This window comes from Rhizobium sp. 01T444, from assembly GCF_056398305.1.
Window position 1 is genome coordinate 24,574 of record NZ_JBFTPD010000032.1, and the last position, 18,544, is coordinate 43,117.

Below are 18,544 nucleotides of genomic sequence, written 5' to 3' on the forward strand. Positions count from 1 at the left end.
CAAATGGCTAAAGCGATGGGTGGAAATCCACCCATCGCTGGTCCTTCACCGGTTGGGCGGCAGAACAACCTCGCCCGTTTCCAGCAGCGATTTGAGGTTGGAGAGAATTTGTGGCCATCCGCCGGAAACGGCACCGATGAATTTGGAACCTTCTATCGGCATCGAATGTGTCAGCGTCAGCTTGACCGCCTCGCCGACCGGCTCGAGCTCCATCACGCACCGGGAAAACCCTTCAGCCTTGAGCTCCGGCCTGAACTCATTATGCCACTTCAGGACAAGCCGCTTGGGCGGATCGAATTCGAGGATTTCGCCTGTATCGGTAACGGTTCCGTCGGAATAGCTCATCTGCCAGGCAGAACCGACTTTCCAATCGGTCTCGAATTGCACGCCGAGCCAGAATTTCTTCATGAATTCCGATGTCGTGAGTGCCGACCAGAGCTGCTCCGGTGTAGTGCGGATATAGGTGACGTAATTGAATGCGCTGCCAGCCATGATGGTACTCCTTTTGGCCAAGGCTTGGTCACACCCTCGCCGGCAGGCGGGACGATTCATTCGTCTTTGCTGCCTTCGAGGCTCTTCTTGAGATCGGAGAGCGCCTCTAACGCACGGCGCTCGAATTTGCTGATCCAACGGTCCGCGATCTCGTTGATCGGAACCGGATTGATGTAATGCAGCTTCTCGCGCCCCTGCCGGCGCGTGGAAACAAGGTTTGCTTCCTCGAGAATGCCGAGATGCTTCGTCACCGCCTGGCGCGTCATCTCCAGCCCTTCACACAATTCGCCGAGCGTCTGGCCATTGCGCGCATGCAGGCGATCCAGCAGACGTCGCCGGCTGCCATCCGCCAGAGCTCGAAAAACCGCGTCTTCATCCATGTCAATACGGAACCATTTGGTTGCCTGTTGTCATTTTATAGGCAACCAAATGGTTGCCTGTCAAGGCATAAATCGAGCGAGGCCTGAAAACAGACGATCACATCAAGAAATTCGGGATTGGATCAGAGCTCGCGGCGCATCTCACCAGCCATGTCGTTGGCCAGCAGCTTCTTGTCGAGGCCGTACTTCTGCATCTTCTCGTAAAGTGTCTTGCGTGAGATGCCGAGCGATTCATAGACCGGCTTCAGGCTACCGCCATGGGCGACCAGCGCACTTGCAATCACGCCACGTTCGAATTCCGCGACACGCTCGGCAAGCCCCGCGACCTCTGCCTGCCTGCCGCCGCCATCGAGACCAAGCACGAAGCGGTCGGCCGCATTGCGCAATTCGCGGACATTGCCCGGCCAGTCGCGCTGCGCGATGTCGGAAATCACATCCGGTGGCACGGCCATGTCGTCCTTGCCGTAACGCGCGGCCGCCTCCCTGACAAGCTGCATGAAGAGCAGCGGAACATCGGCCCGGCGTTGTGAGAGCGACGGCACATGAATGGTCGCGACGTTCAGGCGGTAGAGGAGGTCGGCGCGGAATCGGCCACCAGCGACTTCCGCTTCCAGATCGACCTTGCTCGTGGCGATGAACCGCACGTCGAGCGGTACGGTCTCATTCGATCCGAGGCGGGAAATCATTCTCTCCTGCAGCACCCGCAGGAACTTCGCCTGCAGATCAAACGGCATGGAGCCGATCTCGTCGAGCAGAATGGTGCCGCCCCGCCCATGCTCGAACTTGCCGTAACGCGGCCGCACGGCCCCCGGAAAAGCGCCGGCCTCATGCCCGAAAAGCTCGCTCTCGATCAGGTTTGCTGGAAGTGCTGCGCAATTGATGGCGATGAAGGGCCGGCTTGCCCGCGCGCTGATATCGTGCAGCGCCCGCGCCACCACTTCCTTGCCCGCACCAGTGTCGCCGACAATAAGCGTGTCGGCATCGCTCGCCCCGATCGCACGGATGCGATAGCGCAGGTCGACCATGATCTGCGTTCGTCCCGGCAGGCGCGCCTCGATATCGTCGCGCTTGCCGGCCACCGCCTTCAGCAGCCGATTTTCCAACACGAGGCTGCGCCGCTCCATGGCGCGGCGGATGACGCCGGCGAGCATCTGCGGCGTAAACGGCTTCTCGATGAAGTCATAGGCGCCCTCGCGCATCGCCTTGACGGCAAGCTGTACATCGCCGTGGCCGGTGACGAGAATAACCGGCACTTCGGTATCGAGTTCGCGGATCTTCTGCATCAACGTCATGCCGTCCATGCCCGGCATGCGGATATCGGTAACGACGACACCGGGAAAACTGTAGCCGATCAGTTCCAGCACGTGGTCGGCATTGGAAAAGGTCTCGACGCTGAAGCCGGACAGTTCCAGCGCCTGCGCCGTCGAGCGGCGCAGTTCCTCTTCGTCGTCGACGAGCAATATCTTCTGTTCGTTCATTCCGCCGCCTCCGGCATCATGCCAGCTGCCGCGGAAAGCTCGATACGGAACACGGCTCCACCCTCCGGATGGTTGGAGACGGTCAGGCTGCCGCCAAAATCCTTGATGATGTTGTAGGAGATGGAAAGCCCCAGCCCGAGCCCCTTGCCCACCCCTTTGGTGGTGAAGAAGGGATCGAAGATGCGCTCGGCAATCGCCGCCGGCACACCAGGCCCATGATCACGCACGGTCAGGATTACCCTGCCGGCCTCTTTGGACGCCGAAACCTCGATGCGCCGGTCCTCGAGCCCCTCCACGGCATCAGCCGCATTCGAGATCACATTGACCAGCACCTGCTGCAGTCGCACCGAGCCAGCCTTGACCACCGGCGGCCGCCCCCCGAGATGCAGCCGGAGATCGGCATCCGCAGCCTTGAGCCGCCAGGCGACGATCTCGAGCGTATCGCGGATCGCCTCATCGAGCGGGACGGCCCCCAGCTTCTCATTGGGTTTGCGCGCGAAATTGCGCAGATGCCGACTGATGGAAGCCATGCGATCTATCAGTCCGCCAATGCGCTGGATGTTGTCCTGCGCTTCGGCCGTGCGGCCTCGTTCGAGCAGGACAGAGGCGCTGTCCGTATAGGTCTTGGCGGCGGCAAGCGGCTGGTTGAACTCATGCGAAAGTGCTGCCGACATCTGACCTAGACCGGCAAGCTTGCCCGCCTGGATGAGATCGGCCTGTGTCTGGCGCAGCTGCTGTTCGGTCAGGCGTCGCTCGGCAATCTCCTCCTCGATGCGGCTGTTGACGCAGGCAAGATCAGCCGTACGCTCATCAACCCGTCGCTCCAGCTCGTTCCGCGCCTCGGCCTGCAACTGCAGGCGCTCAGCAAGCCGCATGCGTCTTTGCCGAAGAATGGCAAATGTCAGAGCGGCAATGCAGAGAATGAGGAAGACGACGACCAGCGCGGTACGGGCCTGCGCCCGGATGGAGCTCGTGTCCATCAGCACGTTCACCGTCCAGTCCTCGGCCGGCATGTAGTGCGAGAGCACGAGATATTCGCTTTGCCCGCGATCGCTGGCGAGCGTCATCAGGTCATGATCTTCGAAGCGATGACGGATGACCGGCAGTTCGACCAGTTTCGCATTGGCATAACGTCGCGATGCCTCGGTGCGCGCCACCCGATCCGAACTCAGCGGCAGGATCGCCCCATAGAGCCAGTCCGGACTGTCGGACATGAAGATGATGCCCTCGGGATCGGAGACGAAGATGCGGTACTCGCCGCCGCTCCAGGAGGATTCGATTACGTCGATATCGACCTTGAAGACAATGACGCCGCGGATTTCGCCATCCACCCAGATCGGCGAAGAGAAATAATAGCCGCGCTTCAGCGAGGTCGTACCGAGGGCATAGAAGCGGGCCTGATGCCCGCCGATCGCCTCCTGGAAATAGGGGCGATAGCTGAAGTTCTCACCGATGAAACTGCCGGGGCCATCATAATTGCTGGCGGCGATCGTCTCGCCATCCGGACGCACGACATAAATATCGGATGATTTCAGCAGCCCGTTGATTTCCTTGAGGTAGAGATTGGCATTGTCGCGCAGCGAGCGATCATCCGGCCGACTCACCAGCTCCTTGACATCGTCATGATCGGCGATCAGCGCCGGCAACGCCTCGTAGCGGCTGAGATGGCCACTCAGTGCCGAGGCCGCAAGCCGGAGTGCCGTGCCGGCCTGCGCCGAAGCCTCGCCCATATAGGCGCGCGTAGCGACCGCGCTCCCGTAATAGAAGAAAGCGAAAATCAGCAAGGGTGCGGCGCAGAGCGCCGCAATGACACGATAGCGCGAAGACAGCGTCTCGCTCCTCCCTTTCCGCCTCCGCTCCCCGTGGAGGCATAACCCGACGGCTTCAAGTGTAATGAGCGCGGTGGAGATTTCCAAGAGGCGCCGAAACTTGACACTTATCAGGCGCGGATGTCTGATTGCTGCACCGCAAGGAGACCGCTATGAGCGATGACCAGATCCCGGAAGACAGCAAGCTCACGACGTCCAAGCGCCGCTGGGCGGTGGAGGGAAAATTCCTGACCGGCCGCATCAGCCGTCCGGAAACCGAGCGCCTGCCGCCGGGCCAGCATCTGGTCAAGAACTGGCCGGTGCTCGACCTCGGCCAGCAGCCGATCATTTCCATTGATAGCTGGCGGCTGGAAGTTCACGGTCTGGTCGAGACACCGCTCGACCTTAGTTGGGCCGCCTTCCAGGCGCTGGAACAGAGCACAATGATCACCGACATCCATTGTGTCACAACATGGTCGCGCTACGACAACAAGTGGAAGGGTGTTTCGACCCGAGACCTGCTTGATCTCGCCATGCCGAAAGCCGAAGCCTGTTACGTCATGCTGACAAGCTATGACGGCTACACGACCAACCTGCCGCTATCCGATTTCGCCGCCGAAGACGCCATTCTCGCCACCTCATGGGAAGGCCTGCCGCTCACCCGCGATCACGGCGGACCTATGCGTCTCGTCGTACCGCATCTCTATTTCTGGAAAAGCGCCAAATGGCTGCGCCGCATCGATCTGTTGCCGGCCGACAAGGCCGGCTTCTGGGAAAAGAACGGCTACCATATGTATGGTGATCCGTGGCGCGAGCAGCGCTATTCCGAGGACTGAATCCGAAGAAGCCGCCTGAGAACAAAGAACCCCGCGGCGAGGATCGCTGCAAATCCGGTGAGTGAGGCCATGCTCGCTGGATGCAGCGGAATTTCGCTCCAGCGCGGGCGTACGACATCGGCCGTGTTGAAACCCTCGCCACTGAAGCGGCAGGTCACAAGCGAGAGCCCGCGCCTAACCATATCGACATCGACAGCCGATGCGATTTCACCGGCCACTACCGCCTCCTGTGGCATGTCGCGCATGGCGAGCAGCACCGCCTTGGTCGCGGCGAGATAGGCATGGGCGCATTCGTTGAACGGACTTTCCTCATCCGTCACGCTACCGGGCATCCGACCCCAGAGACAGTAGGAATACTGGATTTCGGCATAGTTCAGGACACGCCGGAAAGGTTCGTTCGTATCGACCGCGCTTGCGGCGAGATCCATGATACGGCCGCGATAGTCGGCAATCACAGCCATTTCCCCGTGAGATATTTCGGGCACCGGCAGGCCGGCACGGCTGCCCTCGCCGCCTCCATGCGCGGATGCGCTACCAGCGATCAACAGGGCAAGGCCGAAACAAAGGAGATTGAATCCGTTTTTCACAATAGTCCAACGTCCCGACGCAGCAGCCAAGAGCCGATAGGTTTTGCAAGGAAAGAGGGAGCGGCAAGCCCCCTCTCCCGACCCTTATCGATAGGCCGGACGCAACCCGCTCTTCGCCCCGAGGCGCTTCTCCGCCAGCGCGCCGAAAGCGAGACCGAGCACTAACCAGAGGATCATATGCATGCCGAGCGTGGTCGTGCGGAAGCGCCATAGCACCATCGCCGAGAAATTCTCCGGCACTTCATTGATCGGAGGCAGCAGATATTCCACCAGACCGATGAAGACGACGAAGAGAATACCCGCAACGACCGCCGCGTTCCATAAGCCGTAGCGCGCTCTCAGGCTGCGGGCAATTGCGACGGCCGCGATCAGCGAAGCAACCGAGACGACAATCATCAGGAAGAACAGCTCTGTGCGCACGCCGATCGTATCCGAGTTGCCGACAGCCGGCGGATTGGCCGGATATTTGATAGCCGGAACGATGACGATGGCGACGAAAGCTGCGATTGCGATAACGGCCGAGGTGCCGCGTGCCGAAAGGCTGCTGAAGCGGCCGTGCACGAAGGCGAAGACAAGCGCAAACAGCCCGCCAATGGCAACGCTATAGGCCATGACACCGATAAAGAGCCCAGGCCCCGCCTGGGTGGCGCGGCTGACGATTTCCGGTTCGGCTGCGGCACCGGCCGCCTGCGATGTAGCCTCTTCAAAGGCAATCGCCGCATCGACCAGCGGCTCACCAAAGACGCGTGCAAAGGCAAAAACCAGGATGCCAGCAATCAGGCCCGCGATCATGCCGCGAAGCAGAAGATTTCCAACCATGTGAGGCACTCCCTTAGTGGCAGGGGAAGCCGAGGAGGTGACGGGCGTCATGCACGAATTCGTGCACATACATGCCGTTGAAGAGCGCCATCGCGCCTTCTTCGGTGCCAACGAAATAGATGGCGATCAGCATCAGCAGGCCGCCGAAGATCGCCCATGGCAGAATCTGGCCTACGGGAATTGGGGCGGGTGACGCGACGGGCGCGAAAGTGGTGTCAGACATGTATTCCTCCTGGAATGACGCGTTCAGTCGAGAATCTTGCGTGCAGTTAGGTCTGACTTCCAACGCGAAGAATTTCGACACGCTGGTCACAGTGGCGCGACCGCGCCGGACTCTCACCGGCTTCCAAACCCGCAACGTCACGGTTATATCTGCACGCCAAAGACACTGTCAACGAAACTTCATATGCGGGCGGCGGCCATCCCGCCCCATCTCCGCAAGGCGCGAAAGACGTGACCACCCGCCTCACATGGATCTGCCACGGCGCGACAGCAGCCAATCGTACCGCCTCCTTTCCGGCGGACGAACCGCTGGAGGAAAAGGTGCTGAGCGATACCACGCTACCGGCGCCGGGACGGGCGGATAGGGTTTTCACAAGCCCGGCCCTACGCGCCAGACAGACCGCCGAAATGCTGGGCTTCGACGCGACCGTTGCCCCGTCCCTCAGGGATTGTGACTACGGCTGCTGGGTCGGCAAACCGTTGGTCAGTCTCCACGCCGAGGAGCCTGAAAATCTTGCGCTCTGGATGTCCGATCCCGAAGCGACCCCGCATGAGGGCGAGAGCCTGCAACAGCTTGGCAAACGCATCGCCGGCTGGATGAACGAGGAGATGCCGCTCGGCGGCCATATCATCGCGGTCACCCACGCAGCCGTCATCCGCGCCGCGATCCTGAACGTGCTGAAAGCGCCACCCGCATCTTTCTGGACCATCGATGTCCAGCCACTTGGGATAGTGCGCATGACGCATGACGGCCGCCGCTGGTCGCTGCGTTTCTGAATAGTCCTCGTAAATTAGTCCAGTCTTACACAAGCAAACGCAGTCATACATATTGAACCCGGAACCCGGGCTCTACGTCCTTCCCCGAGGAGACGAAAAATGACCTATGACTGGAGTGGGGAGCGTACGCGGCGTATTCGCATCGTGCGTGTCGCAACTGTTGTCGCCGTTTTCGTCGGCGTCATGATCAGCCTGCCATTGCTGATCAACGTCGTCTGAACTGTCAGAGCACGTCAAAGGCGAGCGTGCTACGGCTGCTCGCCTTTCTCTTTGCCAATCTATTGCGGAATCTGAATGACAGCGACGAACAGACCGAGTTGGCCGAGGGTTAGCAAGAAGCAACGCGGACAAGTCTCGGCATCCTGCAGGGTGGAAAGCAGATCGGCTGCCGCACTGCGCACGCGACGTATCCGCGCCACATTTCCGCACCAACCAGAGCGGCGCTCCGATAATTTCCATCAGGATCAGCACGCCGAGCGGCGGTAAAAGCGCCCCACGATCAAGCCGATGATCGCGGGGTGCTTTCAGGCATAGCGGGCCATAAAAGGGTAGATTAGTGTTTGCTTCCCTTAGGGATCGCGGTGTTGGTGACCGAGACTGGATCGCTGGCGGGGAAGGTGCCTTCCAGCCCTTCGTCAAGCTGCTCTTCCATCGTTCCCTTGTCACCCGCCGCACGGGCACTCCGGAGCACGCTGGGTCGACCATCATCGTCGTCCCGGATCTTCGCCGTGGCAAAACGGCTCATCACTTCCCTCGCCTTTTCGACCGCATTCAGCCGGTTCAATTGCTGGCCGGGGTCGTTCTTGATCTGCACGGAGACGACTTCGCCGCCGTCGCCCACGAACTCGACCGTGAAACCGCCTTTGCCGCCATAGGCGGGGATGACCTGGGTGCCGACAACTTGCATGAGATTGTCCTCTCTCGTGAATGCTCCCGGAAAACGGCTTCGACGCAATATTGGTTCCGCTCAGGCCGGCCGGATGTAATCCACTTTCAGTTCCAGCCGCAGTCGCACGATCGGAGAATGATCACCGTTCTGCACTTCTATGCCCAGCGATCCGCCCGGCCATTGCGGCAAACCGTCGAGCGCCATTTCGGCCAGCACATGCTTTGCCTCTTCCACGGCGGCGAAAAGATCGGGAAATTCGAACGGCAGATCGCCGGGAACCGTGCCGTCATTGTCTATGGTCTTGAAATAGAAGAGGGACATCTGCCTGCATCCGTTGCGAAAGCATAAAGCGGCAAGCGGCCAAAGGTTTCAAATCGCCGGTAAAATTCGGTGTTCCGCACACTCGCTTCCGATGAAAGTGCTACCGAATGCATGGCATGGCCTCCAACAATTCGCCTTCAGGTTTCAATAAACATTTCAGACTTTCATGATATTTCCGCCCGGGTGGAGATGGAGAAGCTCATGCCGGAATTCTTCGGGAGCAGGGCGGGAAGGCAATGTCTGACGATCATGGCGCTCGGTGCAGTGCTGTGGATTTCGGCCACCCTGCTGGATGTCGATAGCTGGCTCGTTTCCTTCATGAGCACCTTCGAGAATTACGGTGCCGATAAGTTCGTGCTGGCCCTCGGCATCGCCGGCGCGATGAGCTTCATCTATTCCGTGTTGCGCATTGCCGACCTTCGCAAGGAGATGCAGCTTCGCGACTCCGCCCAGGCGCGCGCCGACTGGACCGCCACCCACGATCATCTGACCAAGCTTCCGAACCGCTACGCCTTCGAACGCAAGATCCTGCCCAAGCCCGCCGATAAGGACGGCAATCTTCCCGAAGAGGCCAAGAGCAACGTCACGATCTTCTCCGTCGATCTCGACGGCTTCAAGAAGGTCAACGACCTCGTCGGCCACAAGGGCGGCGACGTTCTGCTGGTGGAAGTGGCCAAGCGCATTTGCGCCTTGGGCAATGCCGACTGCGTCTACCGTTTCGGCGGGGATGAATTCATCATCATCGCCCTCGGCATGACCGCGGCGCGGGAGGAATGGTTTGCCAAAGTGCTCATCCAGGCGGTTACCCGCCCCATCCTGATCGATGGTTTTGCCGTAGAGGTCGGCGCCAGCGTGGGCTACGACCGCTGGAGCGAAGGCGCAGAGCCGCTGGAGGATGCCGCTCACCGCGCCGACCTTGCCATGTACGAGGCGAAATCGCGCGGTCCTAATCATCAACTGATCTTCGAAACGTCCATGCAGGACAAGGTGACGGAACGCGCATCGCTCGAAACCAAGCTGCGCGGCGCCATTCAGAACAAGGCGATCAAGACCTACTATCAGCCGCTGATCGATCTCAGGAGCGGCAGGCTCTGCGGCTTCGAGGCGCTGGCCCGATGGACCGACGAAGACGGCATGAATATTCCGCCTCCGGTCTTCATCGGCATCGCCGAAGAAACTGGCATGATCACCGAACTGTTCGAAAACCTTCTCACCCAGGCCTGCAGCGATGCCCTCGCCTGGCCTGACGATGTAAGGCTTTCCTTCAACGTGTCACCCGTCCAGATGGAGGATAAACTCCTTCCCTCGCGCATCTTCAAAGTGCTCGCTGCAAGCCGCCTGCCCGCCAGGCGACTGGAAGTTGAAATCACCGAAAACGCGCTGGTCCAGGATCCGGCGATCGCGGCCCATATTCTCGATGAGTTGCATAAAGCGGGCGTACAGATCGCGCTCGATGATTTCGGCACGGGCTATTCGAGCCTTGCTCAGCTTGCCCGTTATCGCTTCGACAAAATCAAGATCGACAAGAGTTTCATCGCCACCTGCCGGGAGGACGAGAAGCAGGAAAAGATCGTCCGCGCCATGCTCGCTCTCGGAAGAAGCCTCAACATCAAGACAACGGCTGAAGGCGTCGAGGAGCACGCCCAGCTCGCCTATCTGCTGCAGCTTGGCTGCGACATCGGTCAGGGCTATCTCTTCGGCAAGGCGATGCCCGCCGCGGAGGCGGGCATCTTCATCGAAAGCCAGAATACCAATCTGGCCTCTACGGCCTGAATAAAGCAATTCCAGCAAAAGTGTGAAGCGGTTTTGCGTCCGGAATTGCGTGAAAACAAAGAGATAAAGCATTTCCGTGTTTCGAAGAAAAACGGAAATGCTTTAAACTAGAAGACTTGCCGCAGGATCACGAACAGCAGGAAGGCGATCGCGATCGAGGCCGGCAGCGTCAGCACCCAGGCCATGAGCATGTTGCGCACGGTGGACCATTGCAGGCCCGAGCCGTTCGCAGCCATCGTGCCCGCCACACCGGAAGACAGAACATGCGTGGTCGAAACCGGCAGGCCGAGATGGTCGGCCGAGGCGATCGTCACCATGGCGACGACTTCCGCGGCGGCACCCTGGCCGTATGTCAGGTGCGTTTTGCCGATCTTCTCACCAACCGTCACGACGATGCGCTTCCAGCCGACCATCGTGCCGAGGCCGAGCGCCAGCGCAACGGCGACCTTCACCCACAAGGGGATGAACTTCGTCGCATTGTCCACCGCCGCATGATAGCCGGTGACGGCCTTGAGATCGCTGGCATCCATCGGCAGCAGCTTCTGCTTGTCGATGAGCTTCAGCGCCTCGCCGATCAGGTAAATGTCGTTGCGGACGTTGCTGACGAGATTGGTCGGAACGGCTTCCAGCGTCGGGAAAGCGGCGACTTCGGCGCTCGTCTGATGGATATACTGCTGCAGCGCCGGCGTGGTCGCGTCCGTCCAAACCTTGTTCTTGACGGCATTGCCGACTTCCGCCTTGTAGTCGGTAACTGTCACGCCCGGCTTTACATACTTGCCGAGCGCCGTTTCTACCTGCGCCGAAGCCGACTTGTAGGCTTCGAGATAGTTGACGTCAGGCGTGCGGTTCAGCGCGAAGGCGGTCGGCACCAGGCCGATCAGGATGAGCATGATGAGACCCATGCCCTTCTGGCCGTCATTCGAGCCATGGGCGAAGCTGACGCCCGTGCAGGTGAAGATCAGGATGGCGCGGATCCATAACGGCGGCGGCTGGTTGCCCTTCGGCTCCTGATAGAGCTCGGGTTTGCGCACCAGGAACTTCATAACGACGAGCAGGATGGCCGAAAGGCCGAAACCGATGATTGGCGAAATCAGGAGTGACAGGCCAATGTTGGTCGCCTGCGACCAGTCCACACCGCTGGTGGCCGAGCCTGCCGGCGCCAGGAACTGGTTGGCGAGGCCGACACCGATGATCGAGCCGACCAGCGTATGCGAGCTCGATGACGGCAGGCCGAGATACCAGGTACCAAGGTTCCAGACAATCGCTGCTATCAATAGAGCGAAGACCATGGCCAGACCCGAGCCGGAGCCGACCTGCAGGATGAGCTCGACCGGTAACAAGGCCAGGATGCCGAAGGCGACGGCGCCCGTCGACGTCAAGACACCGAGAAAATTGAAGAAGCCCGACCAGATGACGGCAAATTCCGCCGGCATGGAGCGCGTATAGATAACGGTCGCCACGGCATTGGCCGTATCGTGGAAACCGTTGACGAACTCGAAGCCGAGCGCGATCAGCAGCGCAAGGCCGAGAAGCAGCCAGGGAACGGCAACTGCGGCAGTCAGATCACGGGCGAGGGCATAGCCGACATATCCGAGACCGCAGACCACAACGAGCCCGAACACCGGCAGGAACCATTTGCCGGCGGAGTTCGAATGATGCAGCGGATGGGAAGCGTCGCTATGGCTGGGGGCAATGTCGGCCATGGCATAGTTCCTTGTTCCATTTGCAAATTGCCGTTTGTTAATAAATCCCTAGCGTGAAGCTCTCATGACGCGACCATTCCCGCCATCCGGATCCGGAACCGAAATCAGCAACCAAAAATTGCCTGCCGGGACGCAAAAGACTTCCCACCCGGCACGATGACGCTAAGTTCGTCACCGTCACGCTCGCAGGGGAGCATCAAGCAAAATGCCGTCGACCGACCTTCTCCTGACCTTCAATGCCGGCTCATCGACGGTGAAGATCGGCATCTTCGCAATCGAGGATGCAAAGGTGCGCCGCATCGGCAAGGGCGTGATCGACTTCCGCTCCAACCCACTCGCCTTCAAGCTGACGGAAGGTCCGCAGGCATTTGATACACCGCTGAAAGCGGAACTGACAGACGATCTGCACGCCGTCATCGACGAAACGTTCAAACTGCTCTCGGAGCATTTCGATATCGGTGACGTCCGCGCTGCCGGCCACCGCGTCGTCCATGGCGGCGACCGTTTTACCGCGGCAACCGCGCTCGATGATGCCGCAATCGCGGCGGTGGACGCGCTCACGCCGCTCGCACCCCTTCATCAGCCGCAGGCGCTTCGCTTCATCCGGGCACTGAAGCACCTGAAGCCGCATCTGACCCAGACGGCCTCCTTCGATACCGCTTTTCACGCCACGCAGACCGATCTCGTCCGCCGCTTCGCCATCCCCCGCGCGCTTCATGACGAGGGCATCAAGCGCTACGGCTTTCATGGCCTCTCCTACAAATTCATCGCAGGGGAGGTAAGCCGCAGGCTGTCGAACAAAGCGAAAATCGTCGCCGCCCATCTCGGAAGCGGCGCAAGCCTCTGCGCTCTGGAACAGGGCATCAGTCGCGATTGCAGCATGGGCTTTTCCACGCTGGACGGCATTCCCATGGCCACAAGGCCCGGCTGGCTCGATCCCGGCGTGATCTTGCATCTGCTGCAGCAGAGGAAGCAGTCCGCCGATCAGGTGGAAGATCTGCTCTACCATCGCTCCGGCCTGCTCGGCGTCTCCAGCATCAATGCCGATACCCGCGATCTTCTCGAGGATGACCGCGCAGAAGCCCAGGAGGCGCTCGACCTCTTCACATTGCGCATCGCAGGCGAGATCGGCCGCATGTCGGTGACGCTCGGCGGGCTCGACGCCATCGTCTTTACGGCCGGCATCGGCGAGCATCAGCCGCAGATCCGCGCAGCAGTCCTCCAGCGTCTGGGTTGGCTCGGCCTCGCAGTCGATGAAAAGGCGAATGCCGCCAACGGCTTCACGATCACGACACCCGCAAGCCGCATAACGGCGCATGTCATTGCCACCGACGAGGAACAGATCATCGCGCAGGAAACGCTCTCTATTCTTCGCTCCTGATGATCCAGATCAAATGCACGCCAGCGCCAGCCGCTAGAATTGACGTTGAACAAGTTTAAACCGGAGAAATCCATGGAAAAGCATGTCTCGACTCCAGCAGTTCTGTCAGACGCCGAACTCACACTCATCGACCGCTACTGGCGTGCCGCCAACTATCTCTCGGTCGGCCAGATCTATCTCCTGTCCAATCCTCTCCTGCGCCAGCCCCTGAAGCCGGAACACATCAAGCCCCGCCTGCTCGGCCACTGGGGCACCACGCCCGGCCTCAACTTCATCTATGCGCATCTGAACCGCGTCATCCGTGCCCGCGACCTCGACGTCATCTATATGTGCGGTCCCGGCCACGGCGGACCGGGCATGGTCGCCAATACCTATCTCGAAGGCATCTACAGCGAGATCTATCCCGACATCGCCGAGACCGAGGACGGCATGCGCAAGCTCTTCCGCCAGTTCTCCTTCCCCGGCGGCATCCCGAGCCATGCAGCGCCGGAAACGCCCGGCTCCATCCATGAGGGCGGCGAACTCGGCTATGCGCTCGTCCATGCCTACGGCGCAGCCTTCGATAATCCCGATTTGATCGTCGCCTGCGTCATCGGCGACGGCGAAGCCGAGACCGGGCCGCTGGCGGCAAGCTGGCATTCCAACAAGTTCCTGAACCCCGCCCGCGACGGTGCCGTCCTGCCGATCCTGCATCTCAACGGTTACAAGATCGCCAATCCGACCATCCTCGGCCGGGCGAGCGACCAGGATCTGACGCATTTGTTCGAAGGCTATGGTTATGAGCCCTTCTTCGTCGAAGGCCACGAGCCGGCAAAGATGCATCAGCAGATGGCCGCCACCTTCGACAAGATCTTCGACCGCATTCGAGCAATTCAGAAACAGGCACGCGACGGCAAGGCTCCGCAGGCCTGCCCGCGCTGGCCGATGATCGTGCTGCGCAGCCCCAAGGGCTGGACCGGCCCGAAGGAAGTGGACGGCAAGAAGGTTGAGGGCTTCTGGCGCGCCCATCAGGTGCCGGTTTCCAATTGCCGAGAGAACGACGGACACCGGAAAATCCTCGAAGACTGGATGCGCGGTTACGATCCCGAAGACCTCTTCGATACCTCGGGCGCGCTGAAGCCTGAATTACGGGCGCTGGCCCCCTCAGGCAAACGCCGTATGGGTGCCAATCCGCACGCCAATGGTGGTCTGCTGCGCAAGGAGCTGATCACGCCCAATATCCGCACCTATGAGGTAAAGATGGAGAAACGCGGGGCTGAGATGGTGCAATCCACCGAAATCCTCGGCCATTACCTGCGCGACACGATGAAGCTCAATGAAGCCAACGCGAACTTTCGCATCTTCGGCCCCGACGAAACGGAATCAAACCGTCTCGGCAGCGTCTTTGAAGTCACCGATCGCGTCTGGATGGAGAAGATCGAACCCTATGACGTGAGCCTCGCCAGCGACGGCCGCGTCATGGAAGTACTGAGCGAACATCTTTGCCAGGGATGGCTGGAGGGCTACCTGTTGACGGGCCGGCATGGCCTGTTTTCCTGCTACGAGGCCTTCATCCACATCATCGATTCCATGTTCAACCAGCATGCCAAGTGGCTGAAGGTCACCCGCGAACTGGAGTGGAGGAAGCCGATCTCCTCGCTCAACTATCTCTTGACCTCGCATGTCTGGCGGCAGGACCATAACGGCTTCTCGCATCAGGACCCCGGCTTCGTCGATCTCGTCGCCAACAAGAAGGCCGATATCGTCCGTATTTACCTGCCGCCGGACGCCAACACCCTGCTCTGGGTCGGTGATCATTGCCTGAAGACCTACGACCGCATCAACGTCATCGTCGCCGGCAAGCAGCCAGAGCCACAATGGCTGACCATGGACGAGGCGGTGAAACACTGCGAAACCGGCATCGGCATTTGGAACTGGGCGAGCCACGAGGACGATACGGTCGCGCCCGATGTCGTCATGGCCTGCGCCGGCGACGTACCGACCATGGAGACGCTCGCTGCCGTCGATCTGCTGCATCGGCATACTCCGGAGCTGAAGATCCGCACTGTCAACGTGGTCGACCTTCTCGCCCTGCAATCGCAGGATCAGCATCCGCACGGCCTGACGGACGAGGCCTTCGACGCAATCTTCACGAAGGACAGGCCGGTGATCTTCGCCTATCACGGCTATCCCTACCTCATCCACCGGCTGACCTATAAGCGCACCAACCACCGCAATATCCATGTGCGCGGCTTCATCGAAGAGGGCACGACAACCACGCCCTTCGACATGACAGTGCTCAACGAACTCGACCGCTTCCACCTCGCCATCGAGGCGATCGAGCGCGTTCCGGGCCTGAAGGAGAAAGTGCCTGAAGTGCTGGAAAGCCTGAGGGCCAAGCTCGTCGAGCATCATGCCTATGTCCGCAAATATGGTGAAGACATGCCGGACGTGCGCAACTGGAAATGGCCCGCAGCCTGAAAGGGATGCTCCCTGATATGAAAAGGGCCGCGCGGAAACCGCGCGGCCCTTCCCCAGCCGTGATGCGAAGTTACTGGCCGTTCTGCGTGCCGCTTGGTGCAGTCGCGCCCGTCGGCCCGCTGCCATCAGGCGTCGGGTTGCGATCTGTCGGCTCCAGCGGCTTGATGGAGCCGGTCGCCGGATTGTTGTCTAAAGTACCGGCACCCGAAGGCTGCCCGGTGATCGCATTGGGCGTTGTGGATGCGGTCGAAGCCGGTTCTGTGGTCGTACCAGGCCAGATGGCAAAGCTCACCGCAGCGATCAGAATGACCAGAATGCCGGCTGCGAGCACACCCCAGAGCGAGACGCTACGCCGCTCATCGGCAAGCACTTTCTCCTCTTCATAGGATGCCTGCCCAAGTGGCATGCCGGTATTCTCATCCACGATTCGGTTCTTGTCGTCACCATATTGGGTCATCGCTTGATCCTCCAATCTGTGCGGAAGAAACCAAATTGGAGGGAAGATGTTCCATCAAGCCGGTTTTTGGATCCATACGGGCAGCGATAAGGTGTCGACGTTCTTGACTGGCCTGCACTTCCTTAACATCATCAATGACATCAAATCAGGAGTGACCCATGGCATTCGACGGCCGCCTGCTTTCCGGTGTCTGCACGCTTGCCGCGGTGGTCGAAAGCGGCAGCTTCGTCAGGGCAGCCGATGCGCTTGGCCTTTCAGCCTCCGGCGTCAGCCATAGCGAGGCTGGAGGCGCGTGTCGGCGTGCGCCTGCTCGACCGCACCACCCGCTCGGTACGGCTGACGGACGAAGGCGCCCGTTTCTACGAACAGGTCGCTCCGCATCTCGATGGGATAGAGGAGGCCGCGACGCTTGCATCAGGTGCGTCTCTGACCGTGCGCGGCCGGCTGCGCGTCGATGTCGATCCGATCTTTTCCCGCATGGTGCTGGCGCCGCATCTGAAGCGGTTCATGACCCGCTATCCGGCGCTGGAACTCGAATTGATAACCCGCGACCTGATGAGTGATCTCGTCGCCGACGGCATTGATATCGCCATCCGCTTCGGCCAGCAGCCGAACTCGTCGCGCATCGCCCGCAAGCTGATGGAAACCCGCGTCCTCACGGTCGCCACACCTGCCTATCTCGCCGAGCATGGCACGCCGAGGACACCTGCCGAGATCGCCAGCCACTCCTGCATCCAGTTCCGCGATCCGCTGACGGGCCAGACTTTCGAATGGGAACTGCACAGGGGCAAGAAGATCGTGCCGCTCGACGCTCGTGGATCGCTTCTGATGAGCGACCCCGGTACCATGCTCGATGCCTGCCTTGCCGGCGCCGGCATCGCCCAGGTGCTTGCCCTTAGCGTCAAGGACCTGCTTGCCGACGGACGCCTTGTAGAGCTCTATCCGGACTGGCCGAGCGAAACTTTCCCCCTCTACGCTGTCCACCCTTCCCGGCATCATGTACCGGCCAAGGTCAACGCCTTCATCGAGTTCTGCCTGGAACTTATCCGCGACTAAATGCCGATCTTCGAAAGTTGGTGACAACCTTTCGGCCCTTGTTCCAGACCGGCCTGAACGTAGGCTATGAAATTTCACAACTGGAAACACCGCCGAGGAAAGCCATGAAGGGTTTCGCCACCAGCCTCACTGCCTCCCGCCTGGAGGAAATGCTGGCCTTCTATATGACACCGACGGCCGGTAGCCCTAACGAAGCCGACGACGGCGGTGAGGAAAGCGGAGCAGTGTCCACCAAGACGGCAGATCACACTGCCGAGCGCATGGCGCCTCTCGCCGCACTGACGGAGAACTAAGCGCTTACTTTACCACCAGCACCGGGATACCTGCCTCGGAAAGGACCTCGGACGTCTGGCTGCCGAGCATGAGCCGCGAGATCCCGCGGCGGCCATGCGAGGAAATAACGATCAGGCCGCAGCCCCGCTCTGCTGCCGTTTCCAAAATGGCGACTGCCGGCGAAAGATGCACCTTGCTGACGAAGTCGGCGACGACACCGGCGCTCTTCGCTTTTTCCCCGATGATCTTTTCCAGATCCTCGATCTCCTTCCGGCGGCCCTCATTATAGCTGTCCATCGCCTCAGCCTGCACGATCCCTTGCAGCGCAAAACCGGTCAGCGGCACGATGACGCTGATAACGGTCACGGGAAGGTTGAGCGCCTTGGCAAGCGCAAGACCATGATCGACACCCCGACCGGCAAGTTCCGAACCGTCGGTGGGCAGCAATATGCGATTGTACATGGGAGATCCGTTCTGCTGGCTGAATTCAAATAAGAAGGGAATTCACCAGTGATCGTAATCCCGCGCCTTGACGCAGGTCAACATCAGGCGAAGCTGACACCCCTCTTCAGTTCCAGAGGAAATCTTCGCTTTCAATACGGGAGGCAAGCTTGAGCGTGCCGTCAGGCTGAACGACATAACGTTCGAACTGCCGAACGCCAAATTTGCCGAGGAAAGTATGCTTCACCACCGTGCCGGGCTTATAGGGCGAATGGATAACCTTGCCGCCATAGGTCAGGCTGCCTGGGATAGGCTGGTCTTCCGTCGTCGTGCTGCAGCCAGCAGCGAGAAGAAGAATTGCGACAACAGCATATTTCATCACGCACCCCCG

At 60.2% G+C, this 18,544-nt stretch carries 19 protein-coding genes and 1 pseudogene; 7 read left to right on the top strand and 13 right to left on the bottom strand.

Features of this window, described 5'->3' with window-relative positions; all coding sequences use genetic code 11:
• Positions 1-45: 45 nt before the first annotated feature.
• The 4 genes from AC1DTN_RS30485 to AC1DTN_RS30500 form a co-directional block, all read right to left on the bottom strand.
• Complete coding sequence (locus AC1DTN_RS30485) at positions 46-492, bottom strand: SRPBCC family protein (RefSeq protein WP_113323762.1); 447 nt, start codon at positions 490-492, stop codon at positions 46-48.
• A 56-nt stretch (positions 493-548) separates the two neighbouring features.
• On the bottom strand, positions 549-872 hold the full coding sequence (locus AC1DTN_RS30490) for an ArsR/SmtB family transcription factor (RefSeq protein ID WP_037072691.1): 324 nt from the start codon (positions 870-872) through the stop codon (positions 549-551).
• 122 nt (positions 873-994) lie between these two features.
• Entirely contained in the window at positions 995-2,350 is a 1,356-nt protein-coding gene (locus tag AC1DTN_RS30495) for a sigma-54-dependent transcriptional regulator (protein ID WP_439016450.1), read from the bottom strand.
• On the bottom strand, positions 2,347-4,266 hold the full coding sequence (locus tag AC1DTN_RS30500) for a sensor histidine kinase (RefSeq protein ID WP_442206364.1): 1,920 nt from the start codon (positions 4,264-4,266) through the stop codon (positions 2,347-2,349). The genes AC1DTN_RS30495 and AC1DTN_RS30500 overlap by 4 nt, the downstream gene beginning before the upstream one ends.
• A gap of 65 nt (positions 4,267-4,331) precedes the next feature.
• On the opposite strand from AC1DTN_RS30500, the gene AC1DTN_RS30505 reads away from it, so the two are divergent.
• Positions 4,332-4,994 (top strand): sulfite oxidase-like oxidoreductase, encoded by a 663-nt coding sequence (locus AC1DTN_RS30505; protein WP_442206365.1) that lies wholly within the window; start codon positions 4,332-4,334, stop codon positions 4,992-4,994.
• On the opposite strand, the gene AC1DTN_RS30510 is transcribed toward AC1DTN_RS30505, so the two are convergent.
• The 3 genes from AC1DTN_RS30510 to AC1DTN_RS30520 all read right to left on the bottom strand — a co-directional run bounded on the left by AC1DTN_RS30510 (position 4,979) and on the right by AC1DTN_RS30520 (position 6,623).
• Positions 4,979-5,581 (bottom strand): hypothetical protein, encoded by a 603-nt coding sequence (locus tag AC1DTN_RS30510; RefSeq protein WP_442206366.1) that lies wholly within the window; start codon positions 5,579-5,581, stop codon positions 4,979-4,981. The genes AC1DTN_RS30505 and AC1DTN_RS30510 overlap by 16 nt on opposite strands.
• A gap of 84 nt (positions 5,582-5,665) precedes the next feature.
• Positions 5,666-6,400, bottom strand: coding sequence for a CbtA family protein (locus AC1DTN_RS30515; protein WP_439016454.1), 735 nt, complete (start codon positions 6,398-6,400; stop codon positions 5,666-5,668).
• A gap of 13 nt (positions 6,401-6,413) precedes the next feature.
• A complete protein-coding gene (locus tag AC1DTN_RS30520) occupies positions 6,414-6,623 on the bottom strand; it encodes a CbtB domain-containing protein (RefSeq protein WP_113323767.1) in 210 nt (69 codons plus the stop codon).
• A gap of 230 nt (positions 6,624-6,853) precedes the next feature.
• Here AC1DTN_RS30520 and AC1DTN_RS30525 point away from each other — a divergent pair, with 230 nt between their 5' ends.
• Positions 6,854-7,399: a histidine phosphatase family protein gene (locus AC1DTN_RS30525; RefSeq protein ID WP_442206367.1), complete on the top strand. Its 546-nt coding sequence runs from the start codon at positions 6,854-6,856 to the stop codon at positions 7,397-7,399.
• 553 nt (positions 7,400-7,952) lie between these two features.
• Here the strand turns inward: AC1DTN_RS30525 and AC1DTN_RS30530 are convergent.
• Positions 7,953-8,306 carry a hypothetical protein gene (locus tag AC1DTN_RS30530; protein WP_442206368.1) on the bottom strand — a complete coding sequence of 118 codons (354 nt, stop codon included), beginning with the start codon at positions 8,304-8,306 and terminating at the stop codon, positions 7,953-7,955.
• A 60-nt stretch (positions 8,307-8,366) separates the two neighbouring features.
• The gene (locus AC1DTN_RS30535) at positions 8,367-8,609 is read right to left on the bottom strand and encodes a DUF6894 family protein (RefSeq protein ID WP_113323771.1); all 243 of its coding nucleotides are present in this window, start codon (positions 8,607-8,609) and stop codon (positions 8,367-8,369) included.
• Between the two features lie 201 nt (positions 8,610-8,810).
• Here AC1DTN_RS30535 and AC1DTN_RS30540 point away from each other — a divergent pair, with 201 nt between their 5' ends.
• Entirely contained in the window at positions 8,811-10,382 is a 1,572-nt protein-coding gene (locus AC1DTN_RS30540; protein WP_442206369.1) for a putative bifunctional diguanylate cyclase/phosphodiesterase, read from the top strand.
• A gap of 107 nt (positions 10,383-10,489) precedes the next feature.
• Here the strand turns inward: AC1DTN_RS30540 and AC1DTN_RS30545 are convergent, their stop codons facing one another.
• On the bottom strand, positions 10,490-12,085 hold the full coding sequence (locus AC1DTN_RS30545; RefSeq protein WP_442206370.1) for an inorganic phosphate transporter: 1,596 nt from the start codon (positions 12,083-12,085) through the stop codon (positions 10,490-10,492).
• Positions 12,086-12,290: 205 nt separating this feature from the next.
• Here AC1DTN_RS30545 and AC1DTN_RS30550 point away from each other — a divergent pair, with 205 nt between their 5' ends.
• Both AC1DTN_RS30550 and AC1DTN_RS30555 read left to right on the top strand, forming a co-directional pair.
• Positions 12,291-13,466, top strand: a complete 1,176-nt coding sequence (locus AC1DTN_RS30550; RefSeq protein ID WP_442206371.1) for an acetate/propionate family kinase — start codon at positions 12,291-12,293, stop codon at positions 13,464-13,466.
• A 72-nt stretch (positions 13,467-13,538) separates the two neighbouring features.
• Positions 13,539-15,926, top strand: coding sequence for a phosphoketolase family protein (locus tag AC1DTN_RS30555; protein ID WP_442206372.1), 2,388 nt, complete (start codon positions 13,539-13,541; stop codon positions 15,924-15,926).
• A 70-nt stretch (positions 15,927-15,996) separates the two neighbouring features.
• Here the strand turns inward: AC1DTN_RS30555 and AC1DTN_RS30560 are convergent, their stop codons facing one another.
• On the bottom strand, positions 15,997-16,383 hold the full coding sequence (locus AC1DTN_RS30560; RefSeq protein WP_439016463.1) for a hypothetical protein: 387 nt from the start codon (positions 16,381-16,383) through the stop codon (positions 15,997-15,999).
• Positions 16,384-16,541: 158 nt separating this feature from the next.
• Between AC1DTN_RS30560 and AC1DTN_RS30565 the strand changes: the two are divergent.
• Together AC1DTN_RS30565 and AC1DTN_RS30570 are read left to right on the top strand one after the other, a co-directional pair.
• Positions 16,542-17,439, top strand: a pseudogene (locus AC1DTN_RS30565) (LysR family transcriptional regulator).
• Positions 17,440-17,543: 104 nt separating this feature from the next.
• Positions 17,544-17,732, top strand: coding sequence for a hypothetical protein (locus AC1DTN_RS30570; RefSeq protein WP_439016465.1), 189 nt, complete (start codon positions 17,544-17,546; stop codon positions 17,730-17,732).
• A gap of 4 nt (positions 17,733-17,736) precedes the next feature.
• Here AC1DTN_RS30570 and AC1DTN_RS30575 read toward each other — a convergent pair whose 3' ends face one another.
• Both AC1DTN_RS30575 and AC1DTN_RS30580 read right to left on the bottom strand, forming a co-directional pair.
• The gene (locus AC1DTN_RS30575; protein WP_113323778.1) at positions 17,737-18,174 is read right to left on the bottom strand and encodes a universal stress protein; all 438 of its coding nucleotides are present in this window, start codon (positions 18,172-18,174) and stop codon (positions 17,737-17,739) included.
• 106 nt (positions 18,175-18,280) lie between these two features.
• Positions 18,281-18,532, bottom strand: coding sequence for a hypothetical protein (locus tag AC1DTN_RS30580; RefSeq protein WP_007827016.1), 252 nt, complete (start codon positions 18,530-18,532; stop codon positions 18,281-18,283).
• Between the last annotated feature and the right edge of the window lie 12 nt (positions 18,533-18,544).